9 protein-coding genes and 1 pseudogene are annotated in these 14,145 nt (G+C 60.2%); 5 read left to right on the top strand and 5 right to left on the bottom strand.

Features of this window, described 5'->3' with window-relative positions; genetic code table 11:
* Positions 1-6: 6 nt before the first annotated feature.
* Entirely contained in the window at positions 7-2,703 is a 2,697-nt protein-coding gene (locus GGD40_RS23775) for a type VI secretion system Vgr family protein (RefSeq protein ID WP_179745302.1), read from the bottom strand.
* 450 nt (positions 2,704-3,153) lie between these two features.
* On the opposite strand from GGD40_RS23775, the gene GGD40_RS23770 reads away from it, so the two are divergent.
* The 5 genes and pseudogenes from GGD40_RS23770 to GGD40_RS23755 all read left to right on the top strand — a co-directional run bounded on the left by GGD40_RS23770 (position 3,154) and on the right by GGD40_RS23755 (position 7,088).
* Positions 3,154-3,834: a hypothetical protein gene (locus tag GGD40_RS23770; RefSeq protein WP_179745301.1), complete on the top strand. Its 681-nt coding sequence runs from the start codon at positions 3,154-3,156 to the stop codon at positions 3,832-3,834.
* A gap of 47 nt (positions 3,835-3,881) precedes the next feature.
* Positions 3,882-4,100: pseudogene (locus tag GGD40_RS37405) on the top strand (hypothetical protein); the annotation flags it as partial.
* A 15-nt stretch (positions 4,101-4,115) separates the two neighbouring features.
* On the top strand, positions 4,116-5,159 hold the full coding sequence (locus GGD40_RS23765; RefSeq protein WP_257030698.1) for a DUF3274 domain-containing protein: 1,044 nt from the start codon (positions 4,116-4,118) through the stop codon (positions 5,157-5,159).
* Between the two features lie 93 nt (positions 5,160-5,252).
* Positions 5,253-6,785, top strand: coding sequence for a type VI lipase adapter Tla3 domain-containing protein (locus GGD40_RS23760; protein WP_257030563.1), 1,533 nt, complete (start codon positions 5,253-5,255; stop codon positions 6,783-6,785).
* A 42-nt stretch (positions 6,786-6,827) separates the two neighbouring features.
* Positions 6,828-7,088: a PAAR domain-containing protein gene (locus tag GGD40_RS23755; RefSeq protein ID WP_179712513.1), complete on the top strand. Its 261-nt coding sequence runs from the start codon at positions 6,828-6,830 to the stop codon at positions 7,086-7,088.
* A gap of 92 nt (positions 7,089-7,180) precedes the next feature.
* On the opposite strand, the gene GGD40_RS23750 is transcribed toward GGD40_RS23755, so the two are convergent.
* The 4 genes from GGD40_RS23750 to GGD40_RS23735 are packed head-to-tail and all read right to left on the bottom strand — an operon-like array spanning position 7,181 to position 13,614.
* The gene (locus GGD40_RS23750) at positions 7,181-8,677 is read right to left on the bottom strand and encodes an efflux transporter outer membrane subunit (protein WP_257030697.1); all 1,497 of its coding nucleotides are present in this window, start codon (positions 8,675-8,677) and stop codon (positions 7,181-7,183) included.
* A gap of 50 nt (positions 8,678-8,727) precedes the next feature.
* Positions 8,728-9,855 carry an ABC transporter permease gene (locus GGD40_RS23745; RefSeq protein ID WP_179712515.1) on the bottom strand — a complete coding sequence of 376 codons (1,128 nt, stop codon included), beginning with the start codon at positions 9,853-9,855 and terminating at the stop codon, positions 8,728-8,730.
* 3 nt (positions 9,856-9,858) lie between these two features.
* Complete coding sequence (rbbA, locus tag GGD40_RS23740) at positions 9,859-12,654, bottom strand: ribosome-associated ATPase/putative transporter RbbA (RefSeq protein WP_179745299.1); 2,796 nt, start codon at positions 12,652-12,654, stop codon at positions 9,859-9,861.
* 3 nt (positions 12,655-12,657) lie between these two features.
* Positions 12,658-13,614, bottom strand: a complete 957-nt coding sequence (locus GGD40_RS23735) for an HlyD family secretion protein (RefSeq protein WP_373565349.1) — start codon at positions 13,612-13,614, stop codon at positions 12,658-12,660.
* Positions 13,615-14,145: the final 531 nt, after the last annotated feature.

Below are 14,145 nucleotides of genomic sequence, written 5' to 3'. Positions count from 1 at the left end.
AATGGTTCACGCCGAACCGCCGCCCGCGTTGGAACCCGGTCGCAATGCACGCAGCATCACCGACTCAACGTCCTCGCTCTTCTGCTCGGGCACATGCCCCTGTTCGTTCGTCATCCCAGTCAGGCGGGTACCATCGGCACGCACCAGTTCGTAGGGGTGATTCTTGAGGACGTCGCCCGTAATGCGATCACGCAGCACGTAGGGATCGTTGAACTTGGCCTGCGGCAGGCTGTTCATATGCTCGGCAATCGAACTTGGTCCCTGCCGGCTGAACGACGCCGACTTGATCGAGCGGGGTCCGCGCGTGCCATCTTCGATCCCGGCTGCCACCCATCGCGTATAGGAGCCACCGCACTTGATAATGAGTTCATCCGTAGCATCGAGCACGATACGCTTCGCGGTGACCGTCATTGTCTGACCAGCATTGAGCCCCATGTCGTCGGTATGCGCCGAAATCTTGATCGGCCCCTTCGCGGCGAACAGCTTCATGCCAGCTTTCTGTACAAAGATACTGATCGTCTCCGCCACCGCTGCGATCAACGATTTGCCTGCCGCCACGTTGACGTTCCCGCTGCCAACCACGTTCACCTCCGCTTGCGCCACCACGTGCGCCGAGCCGTCCGCCACAGCGGCAAAATCGGCCGCCGACGCAATCACGATCTCCGGCTTTGCGAACCCGTTGGCGCTGCCTGTCCCGCCGCCCGCCGTCGCGCCTCCTGAAGTTTGCCCGGACTCCGGGTGCTGGATCGCCGTAGTCAGACCCTTCAGCGCGTCCTGACCTATTTGCAGTGATTCCGCTTGCGCCGTCACACTGGCGCTCGAAAGCGACTCCACCAGCATCCCCGCGTGCGTGAGTTGCGCCCGCGCGCCGTCTACGCTCAGTTGCTCGTCGTCGTATGCGTTCGAATGCGAGCCTATTGACACCCCCTTGGCCGCGCGCATCGAAACGTAATCGTCAGCGTGCAATAGCACGCCCGAGCCAATATATCGGCCACGTGTATTACCGTCCTGCTGGATCAGATAGCCCTGCGCGAGTGACGAATAGCTTTTTCCGGTGTAGCTGACGATACGTGTGCCGCCCTGATGGGTGGCATCGTCATGCACGAATGCGTTGTAGGCGCCTGTCCCGCCGAAGCCCCTCGATTGATAGCCGGAAAGCAGGGCGTTCGAATGCCACTGCGGTTTCGCCGCGCCGTTGTACACGCGATGAAGCGCTATAGGCCGGTCGATGTCATTGCCGATGTGACCGATCAGCAATTCCTCACCCGCGCGCGGCATGTGGACACCGCCATAACCATCTCCGGTGTCGGACTGCGCGACGCGCACCCAGCACGATGCACGTTCATCCCCCGGATTGAGCCGGTCCCAGATGAAGAGGACTTTCACCCGGTTCAATCCGTCCGTGTAGGCCTCCTGTCCCTTAGGACCGGCCACGATCGCCGACTCCAGCTTTGCCTCGGGCTTACTGTGCTCGAACGGGCTGCGGTATGGCACTGTCGTGCGTTGCGCTTCGATGCATATACGGTAGAAGCCAGTGGAGCCGTCCGCAAAGTTCACGCTGAACGTCTGACCGTCACCGCTGGTACGAGGCTGCTCGAACTGATCGTTCAGACTGTGCGGGTAGTTCGCCTCATGCCCGGAGAGTGGGAGATTGTTTTCGACGGCCCACTCGACCTCGATGGTCGCAAACTCGCGTTGGACTGCTGTGTCCAGGTCGTGCTCCGGGTGATCGGTCAATGTGAACCGCCGCCCCGCGTCCATCGCTCGCAGGCTTCCTAGGCCGTGAAACCGCTTCGCTTGCGACTCCCATTCCTCCATGCGAATCTTCGACAGATGATCGCCGCGGTCCTGCTCGGGATAGGTATAGCCGCCCGTGTATTCATAGACTTCCGCCTGAGCGGGCAGCGCTCCCTGATTTGCCTCTGTCGGAATCGAAGTGCCTTTGGGATTGAACGGCGTCGATGGACTCTTGTAGTCGAATGTGCGGGTCGACAGCATCACAGATTGGAGCGTCCGAGTACCCGACCATTGCGTGAGCGCATCGGCTTCGTTCCCGGTGTCGGCACGATAGAAGCGAACCGTCGAGGGCGAAAGCGGATCGAACGTTTCGAGGCGATCGGTGACGACAAGCGTATGCGATTTGCCGTCGGCGGCCTGTTGCCAGAATCCGTACAGTCCTTCGGACTCCAGCAGTCGGTGCACAAAATTCCAGTCGCTGTCGTCCTGCCGGCAGTACGAACGCGTGGGTAGCGGCTTCGACAGAGCAAAGCGATACATGCCTTGCGCTTGTGGATGCTGGTTGAATACGTCTGTAATGATCTCGTCGACGCTCTTGTCCTGCCAGTGCCGCTGGTCACGGCGGAACTTCAGGAAGTGCATCCACGAGGAAAAGGTCAATTGATAACTGGTCAACGTGCCATCGGCGCCCAGTCTGCGCGCAGTATGGACGTAGCCATGATGCGGCAGATAAGATCCGTCGGTCTGCTGCATCCACAGCGTGACTGCCTGAGCGATCAGCGTTTTGAGTTCAACGTCGCCCGAAGTGGATACGCAGTCGAGCATGAAAAAGAAGTCGCGGCCGATCCGTGAGCGACCGGTGACTCGATGGGGCAGCAATACATTATTGCCAGCCGGAGTATCCAGTTTCAGAAGACGGCCCTGCTGTGACAGTCCTCCTGTTATTGCCCCGCTCCGCGTACCCATATCGCCTCTTTATCTGATCGCGCTCGTTTCATCGCCAGATTTTACGTATGACGACGCGCTAAAATCAATTGGATATTTGTCATTAATTGATAAGGCAAAATCGATTCGATGCAATATGGATATTATGCGAATGTTGGAGCGTAAAAACTTGTGCGCGGATATGTACTCAAGACGTGCGCTATGGGCGTCGGGGCATTGAAGCCTTGGTCGCGGCGCGTCGGCGTCACTTCAGTCGCTACAAGTGAATTTACGGCGAATTCTTAGTCCGCTACCAAATTAAACGGATTTTTCCCATTCCGTTCTTAAGCCCCGTTTTTTACCAAAACTGCGATTCAGCATAGTCCACGCAGTCTTGACTAATCTTTACCGAAAAATATTAGAGGATCTATAGAATCCGCCGCTCAATCATCAACCGCGTGGGCGTAATTTCACGCGAGTGGGAGCGGTGGAATGGGCAGCAATCAAGATCAAACAAGAAAGCGCTTCGAACAAAGCAGCAGTGAGACGCACTCCGTCAACCCGGAAATGTCCGTGCAACTAACGCAATCGGACCACAACCAATCCACCAAGCTTTTCACCGATCGAACTTCGGTAGGGCACGCCGTCCGCTGCTTCCTTTCCCCATTCGATGCAATGCTCGACGGTCTCGGCCTGATTTCTCAGGAGCTGTCAGTGCATTTCGAAATCAGGCCTGTGAGGAACGTCGCGCCGGAAGCCTTTCTCTCCTGCCGGGGATTCCAGCGGCCGTTGTCATTTCACTTAGCCTGGTTAGCGCACGACTATCGGCTCGTCGTACGGGAAAACGGCTGTCTGACACGTCTGACCTTGACGCAAGGCAGGCGGCCGCGTGGTGATAGTGATCAGCAGTCGCTCCAGATCGACTCCGATATGTGGACGATCATCGACGCCCTACATCAGCAGGCCGGCCTGTTTGCCTGGCGCGAAACGCAGAAAGCGGTGCGGCAATGGCTTGATGCGCCGGCTTCCGCGCGAGATGCGTTGGAGCGAGCATTCTGCTTGCGCGATGACCCGCCACTGATCCAATTCGCTCCCAACGAAGCGAAGCAATTGGCCTTATACGACCCGGAAGCGGCACGTTGGCATTTCGTGCAGCGTCAGGTGTTTGGCTGAGCGACCCACGCAATCTCATACGTTTTCATCGATAGCGGGGGAAACCTGTGTCTACCAACCAAACCTTAAAAAGCTTTGCCACAGGCGCGGTCGACTGGAACAACCGTCCTGTCGGTTTGAACTTCGGGCGAGCCCAACGCACCGTAGGCCACCTGCTAGCCCTCCAGCACGCCACCCTCCACGAAAGCCTGATGGGCGGCATCAGCGGCCATCTCACGTGCGTATCGGCCCACGACAACCTCTCTCCGACGCTATTCATCGGCCTCAGGGGCGTGGCGGGGATGGGTTGTATCGGGTTGCCCGACGCACTTCAGGTGTCCGCTGCGCAGTCTGGCGCAAAAAAAGAAACCGTCACGCTGCTATCCGGTTCGTTGTTGCAACGGGTCTTTACGCGTCGCGTGCGACAGGGCAAGCCGGTGCAGGTGGGGACGCCGCCAGGGCCGCACAACATGCGTCTTGAGGGTGAGAGTTCACACGGAACGACCGGCGGGGCAGCAAGCGTGAAACAGGCGCAAATCGCGGAGAACACGATGCGCACCATCAACGGCGAGGAACTCTCGCCGCCGTTCGATCCGGAGATGGAGGCGAATGCGCTTCCGGGCAGCGGGGATGCACCGCTTGATGGCGTTTCCTTGAACGAGCGACATGCAGGGAGGCAGTCGATCGATCAGGTCGAGGCCGAGACGGCGCTCAGTGTGTCGGAGCTCGAGCTTCTGCCGCCTCAGATGATGCCGTGGCCAGGACTGAATCCTGGCAAGCCACCGGCTACTACCGATGTCGCAGGCGTGCTGAACGCGGGCAAGCAGCCCGACGACCAATGCAAGGTGTACCGGGCGTTCCCGCCGACCATTGGGGATTCGGATGTGCCGGTTGTAGCGGGGCAGATCGTGGTGATCCGGTATGAAACGCCAAACGAGGCGAAGGTGAGGCTGATGAACAGTTATCGAGTGGATGATTCGTATCACTCGGCGGTGATGAGCGGGCGGCGCAATCATCGTTGCGCAACGGCGTTTGACATGTCGATTGGACAAGCGCGGGTGCTTGATGATCCGGATTGGACAGAATTGTTGAGGGCGATTGCGGATTGGCGAATAGCTGCGGGTGACTTGGAAAAAACTAGTCCTCGATATGGCAGCCTCGACTGGACGACGCGTGACGTTGTTGAAGCAAATACAGACTACTACAGGTACGCCAATTTCCCACCCGAAAAACTTGTACCTAGGACTCCGCCGCCAGCGGTAGTTAGTGAAATCATCAAGACGCGTAACGATTCGACTGCGCAGAAAATGCGCTCCAACGCACTGGAAAAAATTCGGCTTTTCTGATTTCCCATGACAACACCTCTGACTCGACCTCCGAGCCGTTGGCTCTTTCTCGTCCCGTCCGGGCTAGCGATTCTGACTTTGGTGTGGATCGCGATGCTCAAGCTGTTAATGATTGGCGGTTATTTATCTTTGGAAGATACCTCGATGATTCGACGACTACTGCTTCTAACTGTGCCCCCTGTATTGCTGGCGGCTGGGTTGTATGCCGGGTACTGTGTATGGGATCGCAAGGACGTGCAGCAGGTTGATCCGTTGGCCGTACGGAACACAGCTTTGCAGGCAGAAGCGGTCGCAGCCACCGCTCCGCGTGATCCGCGTTTCACGCTGGAGATACGTCGCTTTGGCGTGACCGTCGACAGATTCCGACAGCGGGCGATGCTAATGCGTCTCGACGAGGCTGGCGCTTCTGGCACTTTGCTATTGCAAGACCCTAAAAAATATCCCTACACAGGCGCCGACCGTTCTTTTGCAGGCAGGCAGCGCGAGAACAATGTATTCGGTTATACGCTGCGGCGCTGGGTTGACTTCTGGCCAATTCCCGTCATCGCTGTCGGGCCGCCCCGCAATCCTGCCGATGAGCTCGCTGATCGCATGGCGACACATATCGGCGACGCAGACAACGGCGCAGGCATCACCAACCCTCTATACATCCGCCTCGACGAGATCCATACCGAGCATGGTGACGATGTAGTGAATCGGTTATTCGAATTTTTCGATGCGCATCCGGACTTGCCTGCCGCGGTTGTGTTGATTGAGGACGGTCTCAATACCCGCGCATATATGCGAACTCCTGGAGATAACTATGTGCAGCAATCGAACCTGAAAGAGTATTTCTTTCCACCACAGCCGGACAGCTTCGTTGCGCTGCTCGTAACGCGAAAGGACCGAATAGATCGGATGATCCGACCTTACGTTGTCCACGCGCCCGAAGCAATCGACAACAGCAAAACACAGTATGACGTGATCAAGCTGTGGAATTACTTCTGGAATGTCCAAAAAGCCTACTGGGAGCACGACAAGGACGAGATGCCATGGGACTACTGGCAAAGCAAACTTCCCGAGTTCTGGAAGACCACACCATTGAAGATCCCGCAAGGCTTCAAACCGAACCCCTGGGTCCCAATACCATGGACCACATGGCAGTTGACGGAATACGACAACTGGCCAGTACTCGCGTACCTGCATCGACCGGTACGTATCGACCTGAGCAACAGCCACGGCGAACCGCTCAAGAAGGGCGAACGCATCGAAAAACTGCGTGAAGGTTGGCAACAGGCACTCGGCACCCTCGCTCCCAACGACCAACCCGGCCGAATGTTCCACGACACCGGCATGTCGACCAACCATCTCGCGTTGCTCATCCAGGCACTGCACGACAACCCGCAGCACATCGATCTGGACGACCCGAAGGACGCGTTCGACATGCAACGCCGCATCGGCGGCGACACAGGCACAAGCTCGACATGGGTGCAAATGACGCTCGCGCTGATGATGGGATACAACGACGGCAAGACAAGCGCGCTCGTCAACCTGCGCGACCCGCTCCACGCGAGCATCGTAATGGTGTCGCCGCCTGACCAAAATTCGCGCGAGGCGAATCCGCAAACATTCAGCTGGGATTTCTAGGCGCCGGCGCAACGCTGTTAGCCATCGCAACGAGAGGAATGGATGAGTAAAAACCGATATATCGTCGAAGGCGACACTCACAGCCACGGCGGCCACGTGTTGTCGGGCGCGCCGCGGTCCCGCATAAAAGGTCGTGCGATCGCACGCTTGCACGACCCGGCGATCTGTGAGATCCACGGCCAGACCCACATCGCCCGAGTGTCCGGCAATGCACGCTTCGCAGGACAACCGGCCGCATGCGATGGCGACGAGCTCGCGTGCGGCGCGCGCCTGTTTGCCAGTCAGACGGAGATGGGTGGTTGACGATCAACCATGAGCTTGCCCGACAAACGACGGATCGGGTTCGGCCGCGATACCTTTCCGGCGCTCGCAAGCATGAAGGTGAACAGAAGGCTTCATTGCAACAGACCCCGATTCACGCCACCGGCAGGCACCGTCGTCTCCGCAATGGACCACCCTCCCCCCAACGCGAGATAGAGCCGCACAGTAGCGAGCGCCTGAGCCGTTTGCGCCTGGATCAATTCGTCCTCGCGCTGCAATGCGTCCAGTCGAGCGTCCAGCACATCCCGCATCGTCAGTTGGCCGCCTTCGTACAACTGCCGTACGTCCTCGACGTTCCGGCCCGCGGTTAAGCGTGTCGCGTCGAGGCGCTCGATACGCATGTCGAGTCCGTGACGCGCGCCATACGAACTGTCCACCTCTTCGAGCGCGCGCAATATGGAACCGTCGTACTCGCCGAGCGCTGCCTGCAGGCCTGCGTCGTTGGCCGCGATGTTCGAGCGGATGCGTCCGGCGTTGAAAATCGGCAGATCGGCGCCGACGCCAATCAGGCCGCCCGAACCGCTCAAGCCGGGCAGACCGTCCAGCCGCAAATGACCGTCAAGGCCAACGAACGTGAGATAAAACCGCGGCAACAACTGGGCTTCTGCGCTGCCCAGTCGCGCGGCTTGCGCGTGTACCGACGCGGCCGTCGCGCGCACGTCAGGACGGCGTTCGAGCACAGTGGACGGCAACTCGCCCGTGGGTACGTCGGGTACGCGGGATGTACCGGGCGCATCGAGCGGCGTTGCCTGCTGCGCGGCTTTGCCGGCCAGCACGGCAAGACGCCGCCGTCGCACGTCGATCTCGCTGACAAGCACCGGTCGCTCGGCCTCGCGCGCCGCGATCTGCTCCGTCACCCGTTGCACGTCGTAGCGTACGGCCTGACCCGTGCGAAAACGTGCCTCGGCGTAACGCTGCATGTCGTGCAGCGTGTTCAGACTGCGGTCGAGTAGTAAAAGCCTGCGCTGCAAACCACGTGCGGCCAGATAGTTTTGTGCGACATCGGCCGCGATTGCGATACATGCACCACGCAGTTTTTCCAGCGCCATGTCGGCTAGCGCGGACGCGGCGGCCGAGTCGCTTGCGCGCCGCCCGAAGATGTCGACTTCCCACACTGAGGTTACGCCACCTGCATAGCCGTCCAGATCGGGGCTGCCGTCGGGTACCTCTGTCGGGTCGCGCAAGTTGCCGAAACCGTGCTCCGCTCCCGCTTGTGCGGACAGCATCGGGTAGCGCGCGGAATCCACCACCGCGGCTAGAGAGCGCGCCTCGCGCACGCGGGCCTGTGCGACGCCCAATTCGGTGTTCGCTTGCAGCGCCTCGTTGACATAGCGCGATAGTTCCGGGTCTTGCCAGTCGCGCCACCAGTGAGCGAGATCGGTCTGCGCACCACTCGCGGCCGGTACTTGCTCGAACGCGCTGGGCAAGACCCGCGGCGCAGGCAAATCGACCTTCACCGCGGACGTGCAGGCGGCGAGCGTGCCTGCCACGGCGATTGCGATCACAAGCGCCGTGGGCCATGCGCGTTTGCGCAAGCGGCGTATCTTGTCCGGCAAGGTTGGCATCTTCATCTGCTTCACGTCATCGCTCCGAATTCATCTGATTGCCTGCCTTCACGTCGTCAGCCCGCCTGTGCAAGCATCGACCGGAAGCGCGTTAGCGCCAGGGTGAGAAAGATCCCGCCCGCGAGTGTGACGCCGAGCAATTGCGGCCACACCACGTGGATGTCAGCACCGCGAAACAGGATCGCCTGGGTCAGCGTGACGAACTGCGTGGTCGGTAGCATCTTCACGACCGGCTGCATCGCGACCGGCATGCTCTGCACCGGCGTTGCCGCGCCCGACAGTAAATACGCGACCGCGTAAGTGGGCACGGCGAGCAGGCCAAATTGCGGCATCGCCGGTGCGAGTGTCGCTAGCCACATACCGAGCGCCGTCACTGAGAACAGGTAGAGAGCGGTACTCAACGCGAACAGGGCAAGCGAGCCTTGCAGCGGGACGCGCAACCACACGTTCACCACGAAGCACAGCGACAACAACGATATGACCAGTATCACCGTGCCGTTCGCGATGATCTTCGCGAGAGCAATCTCGCTCGCGCGCACGGGCATGACCAGCAGATGCTCGATCGTGCCGTGTTCGCGTTCACGGATCACGGCTGCGCCCACCAGAATGATCGACAGCACCGTGATGTTGGTGACGATCTGCATGGTGGACGTGTACCAGGACGATTCCGTGTTGGGATTGAACAGCACTCTCACGACCGCGGCGGCGGGTAATTGCATGTCGATGTCACGCGCATGCAAGAAGAGCAGTGTTTCGTTGGTGAAAATTTCCTGAAGATACGCGGTGCCAAGTCCCGCCTGGGTCATCGCGGTGGCGTCCACCAGCACCTGGATGGCGGGCGTGCGGCCGGCCAGTACATCGGCTTCGAAACGTGGCGGAATTTCGACGGCGAAGATAAAGTGGCCGCGATCCAGTTCGGTATCGATATTGCGGCGATCCACGTCGACGGGCGGTTTGAAGTAGGGCAACTGGATCGCCGCGCGCAATTGGCGCGACAACTCGGAATGATCGGCGTCGACAATGGCGACCGACGCATTGGACACCTCCGCCTTGATGCCCTTTGCGACCGAATACACGGCGAGCGTGAACGCGAACACGATCAGCAGCATTAGCGTCGCGTCGCTGAACAGGCTGTAAATTTCCTTCCGGCTGAGACGCGCGACGTTCTTGAGCCATTGCGTCATCGTCTAGGCCTCCTGCTTCGGCAAAAGGCAATAGGCGCCAATCAGATACACGATCGCAAAACCCAGTAACGCCGCATACGGGGCGCCGAAGCTGCTTACCCCGAGTCCCTTCGTGAAGCTGCCAAGACTGATCAACTGAAACCACGACGACGGAAAGCCGAGTCCGCTCCAGTAGCTGCTACCTGTCAGCGTCGATACGGGATACAGCAGTCCGGAGAAATTGACGGACGGAACGAGGCAAAGAATCGCCGTGCCGAAGATCGCCGCAACTTGTGAGCGGACCACGGTCGATACGAGCAGGCCCAGACCTGTCGCGGCGAGGATGAACAGGAGCGCACCGATCGACAGTCCGACGAGCGACCCCTTGAGCGGCACAGCCAGCAGCGTGACGGTTAGAACGAGCAGCAGGACGTAACTTGCCATCGCGAGGGCGACGTAGGGCATCTGCTTGCCGAGCAGATATTCGCCGACGCCGGCCGGCGACGAGTACAGATTCGTGATTGAACCCATTTCCTTCTCTCGCACGACACCGAGCGCAGTCAGCATCGTCGGGATCAGGATCAGCGCGAGCATGATGATGCCGGGCGTGATCGCATAGATGCTGCGGAATTCGTCGTTATAGATGAAGCGCGTCTCGACCGACATGGGCAACGCGGGCGCGGCGACAGGCAACTGTCGCGCCTTCGTCTGTGCGTAGTCGAGCAGGATGGCGTTGACATAAGTGCGGATCGTCGCACCCGGAAACGGACTCGAGCCGTCGATACGGAACGCCAGTTCCGGTCGGCGCCCGGCCAGCAGATCGCGGCCGAAATCAGGGGGAATCTCGACGACCAGTTGCGCATCGGCCGCGCGAAGCACACGCTGGGCCTCGCTGTCGCTGCGCACGATGCCGACTGGCACGAGATAGCGCGAACCGGAGAATTGTTCGAGTAATTCGCGGCTCGCGAGGCTCTGGTCACGATCGAGCACGACGAAGCGCACGTTCTCGACGTCGAACGACACACTCCACGCCGCAGCGAGTAGCAGCACGACCGGGCCGAGCAACGCGAACGCGAGCCGCAGTTTGTCGCGCGCGAGCTCGATCGACTCGCGTCGCGCGAAACTCCAGATACGCAGTAACGACGAACTCGCAGGCAGTGCGCGGGCCGGTTGTCGTTCGAATGCGGCGCGCGCGGGTTGGGCCGCCGCGACCTGTAGAGGCGAGTCTTCGGGCGTGGGCCTTGGCGCATCCGTGACCTCCGCCTCTTCCAGAAACGACACGAACGCGTCTTCAAGCGTCGCCGCGCCGCGCTGCGCGATCAGTTCAGCGGGACTGCCCACCGCGAGTACCCGGCCGCGATGCATGAACGAGATGCGGTCGCAGCGCGCCGCTTCGTTCATGAAATGGGTTGAAATGAAAATGGTCACATGCTGGTCGCGCGACAGACTCGCCAGATGCCGCCAGAACATATCGCGCGCACCGGGATCGACACCGGAGGTCGGCTCGTCGAGTATCAGCAGCTCGGGTCCGTGTACGCACGCAGCTGCGAGTTGCAGCCGCTGGCGAATCCCGAGTGATAGCGTGGCCGGCCGTGCGTCTGCGTAAGGTAATAGTTCAAATCCGGACAGCGCTTCGGCGACCGCCAGGCGGCCGCGCTCGCCTTCCATACGGTACAGCCTGGCATGCAGATCGAGGTTCTGCCGCACCGTCATTTCTTCGTACAGCGAGAACGATTGAGACATGTAGCCGACTTTCATCCGCGTGTTCATGTCGGTCGCGTCGATTGTATTGCCGAGTAGCTTCGCGGTCCCGCTCGATGCGTCGAGCAGTCCCGTGAGCATTTTCATGGTCGTCGTTTTACCGCAACCATTCGAGCCGAGAAAACCGAAAATTTCGGCCCGTTCGATGCGAAAGCTCACGTGGTCGACCGCGACGAAGCTGCCGAAGCGCCGAGTGAGTCCTTCTGCTTCGATCACGGGCGTATCCCCAGCCTGTGGCCGCGGCGGGATCTTGAGCTCGTTGCGCTCGCCGCGTGACGTTCCAGGCAGCAGCGACACATACGCCGCTTCCAGGTCCTGCGTACCAGCGTGTTCGAGCACGGCTGCCGTGCTGTCGTTCACCAGTACTCGACCGCCGTCCATTGCAATGAGATGCTCGAAGCGCTGTGCTTCCTCCATATACGCAGTCGCGACGATCACCGTCATGCCGGCCTGCTCGGCGCGCAAGGTGTCGACTAACGTCCAGAACTGCCGGCGCGATAGCGGATCGACACCCGTGGTGGGTTCGTCGAGTATCAGCAGTGCCGGATTGTGAACCAGCGCGCAGCACAGACCGAGCTTCTGCTTCATGCCGCCCGACAGTTTGCCGGCCGGCCGATCGGGAAACGGTGCGAGACCGGTCGCATCCAGCAGGCGCTGGATGCGCGCCGCGCGCTGCGCCGCATCCAGGCCGAACAGCCGACCAAAAAAATCGACGTTCTCGTAGACGGACAGAGTCGGGTACAGATTGCGCCCAAGGCCTTGCGGCATGAAGGCGATCCGGGACAGCATGGCTTCCCGCTCGCTGCGCACGCGCAGGTTGGCGCCGAGCACGGACACATCGCCATGCTGCATTCGCTTCACACCGGCGATAAGACTTAGCAACGTCGATTTGCCAACACCGTCGGGGCCAATGAGACCGATTGTCGTGGCCGCGGGCAGCGTCAGCGACACCGCGTCGAGCGCGAGCTTCTTGCCGTAACGATGCGAAAGGCCGTCAAGGTAAATGGCGGTAGCGTTGGCGTTCAGGGGGGAGGGTGGCAGGCCGCTGGGGAGTTCCATCGCCTAGTTCGCGCGCATGGTAAGCCCGGCCGGCCATGGCCGCGACGTGTCGAGCCGCACATAGCCCTCGCCGGTCATGCCGGCCTTCAGGCGCGGCGCGAGACGACGCGCAACCTCCACGGGTAATTGCAGTTTCACGCGATACATCAGCTTCGCTCGCTCATCCTCGGTCTCGACGAACTTCGGCGTGAACTGCGCGGCGCTGGCAACATAGCCGATTCGCGCGGGGATGGGTTCATTCGGGAACGCGTCGAGCACGATGCGCGCCTCGGTGCCGATCGCGAGCGTGCCCGCCTGCTTGCCGGGAAGAAAGACCGTGAAATAGATGTCGTCAGGGTTGAGCATCGACGCCACTCGACCGCCGTCGGGCACCACCGCGCCAACTTCGACGACGCGATACTCGACCCGTCCCGCCAGCGGGGCGTGCACGGTCGTTTCGGCGAGCATGGCGTTGATCCGGGCGATCTGCGCGTCAGCTTCGGCGATCGCTGCCTGCGCTTCGCCGAGTGCTGCACGCGCGGCGTTCTGCTCCGCCTGGGCGCCATCGAGCGCAAGCTGGCGCCGGTCGCGCTCGACCGACGACACCTGACCTTCGTGGAAAAGTGCGGCCGTCTGTGTCCAGTCGAGCCGCGCGAGCCGCTCGCGCGCTGCGCTCGCATCGGTTCCGGCTTGTGCGCGCCGCGCCGCATCGACCGTGCGGAGGCGCGCAGCGGTCGCGGCGGCAAGTTGCGCCTGGAGTTCAGCGTCGGACTCACGCGCAACCACGGCGCCGGCCTGGAGCAAATCGCCCTCATGCACGGGCAGTTCGACAACGCGCCCGCCGTATTTGACCGCGACATCGATGCGCGCCATTTCCAGTCGTCCGTTCGCATGGGCGATGTCATCCGGCCATGTCTTGATCTGCATGCTTACCCACCAGGCGCATGCCCCGATGAGGATGACGACAACACTGGTCGCCACGGTCCAGCCCAGTTTCTTATTCATTACCTAACCGTTGAGCTTGTTTCCGGCGCCTTAGATGGTGAAGCACGCTGCTTCGCGCACGTCGGAAGAGATGACAAGAGTCTTCTTCGTTTCAACGCCGGAGGTTTGCATCGAAATCGAGTCAGCCACCAGGCGCTTGCGTCATCGCCCACAGAAGAATTGGACAAGATCGACTAAGTAATTGTCCAATTCGGTGCTCTACCGGATTGATTTTCGGGTAGACCCTTGGCGAATCAATTGATCTCCGTCAAGGGTTGCATCACGATATTTAGAGTCCGGAAAGCCGCAAGTTCAAACCCAACCACCCCATGCGCCATAGATAATTCAATTGGATTTAACACCCCGATATTTCGGAGTGAATAAACAGTCAGTACAAACACCCTAAATAAATTGACATGTAATAAGATCGCCGTCGCAAAGAAAAATTTATAACTCACGCGCCACGGATATAACCTGTATGAAATCTGTCATCTTCGTAATAATCGCAAGTTTCTCGGCCAGTGCAAT

The sequence above is a fragment of the Paraburkholderia bryophila genome (assembly GCF_013409255.1).
Taxonomy (GTDB): domain Bacteria; phylum Pseudomonadota; class Gammaproteobacteria; order Burkholderiales; family Burkholderiaceae; genus Paraburkholderia.
The sequence above is the reverse complement of the archived record's forward strand: the minus strand, read 5'-3'. Positions and strand labels throughout refer to the sequence as shown.

Coding starts and splice junctions, on each gene's coding strand:
- GGD40_RS23775 (WP_179745302.1), bottom strand. CDS start 2,703: ATGGGTACGCGGAGCGGGGCAATAACAGGAGGACTGTCACAGCAGGGC.
- GGD40_RS23770 (WP_179745301.1), top strand. CDS start 3,154: ATGGGCAGCAATCAAGATCAAACAAGAAAGCGCTTCGAACAAAGCAGC.
- GGD40_RS23765 (WP_257030698.1), top strand. CDS start 4,116: ATGGGTTGTATCGGGTTGCCCGACGCACTTCAGGTGTCCGCTGCGCAG.
- GGD40_RS23760 (WP_257030563.1), top strand. CDS start 5,253: ATGCTCAAGCTGTTAATGATTGGCGGTTATTTATCTTTGGAAGATACC.
- GGD40_RS23755 (WP_179712513.1), top strand. CDS start 6,828: ATGAGTAAAAACCGATATATCGTCGAAGGCGACACTCACAGCCACGGC.
- GGD40_RS23750 (WP_257030697.1), bottom strand. CDS start 8,677: ATGAAGATGCCAACCTTGCCGGACAAGATACGCCGCTTGCGCAAACGC.
- GGD40_RS23745 (WP_179712515.1), bottom strand. CDS start 9,855: ATGACGCAATGGCTCAAGAACGTCGCGCGTCTCAGCCGGAAGGAAATT.
- rbbA (WP_179745299.1), bottom strand. CDS start 12,654: ATGGAACTCCCCAGCGGCCTGCCACCCTCCCCCCTGAACGCCAACGCT.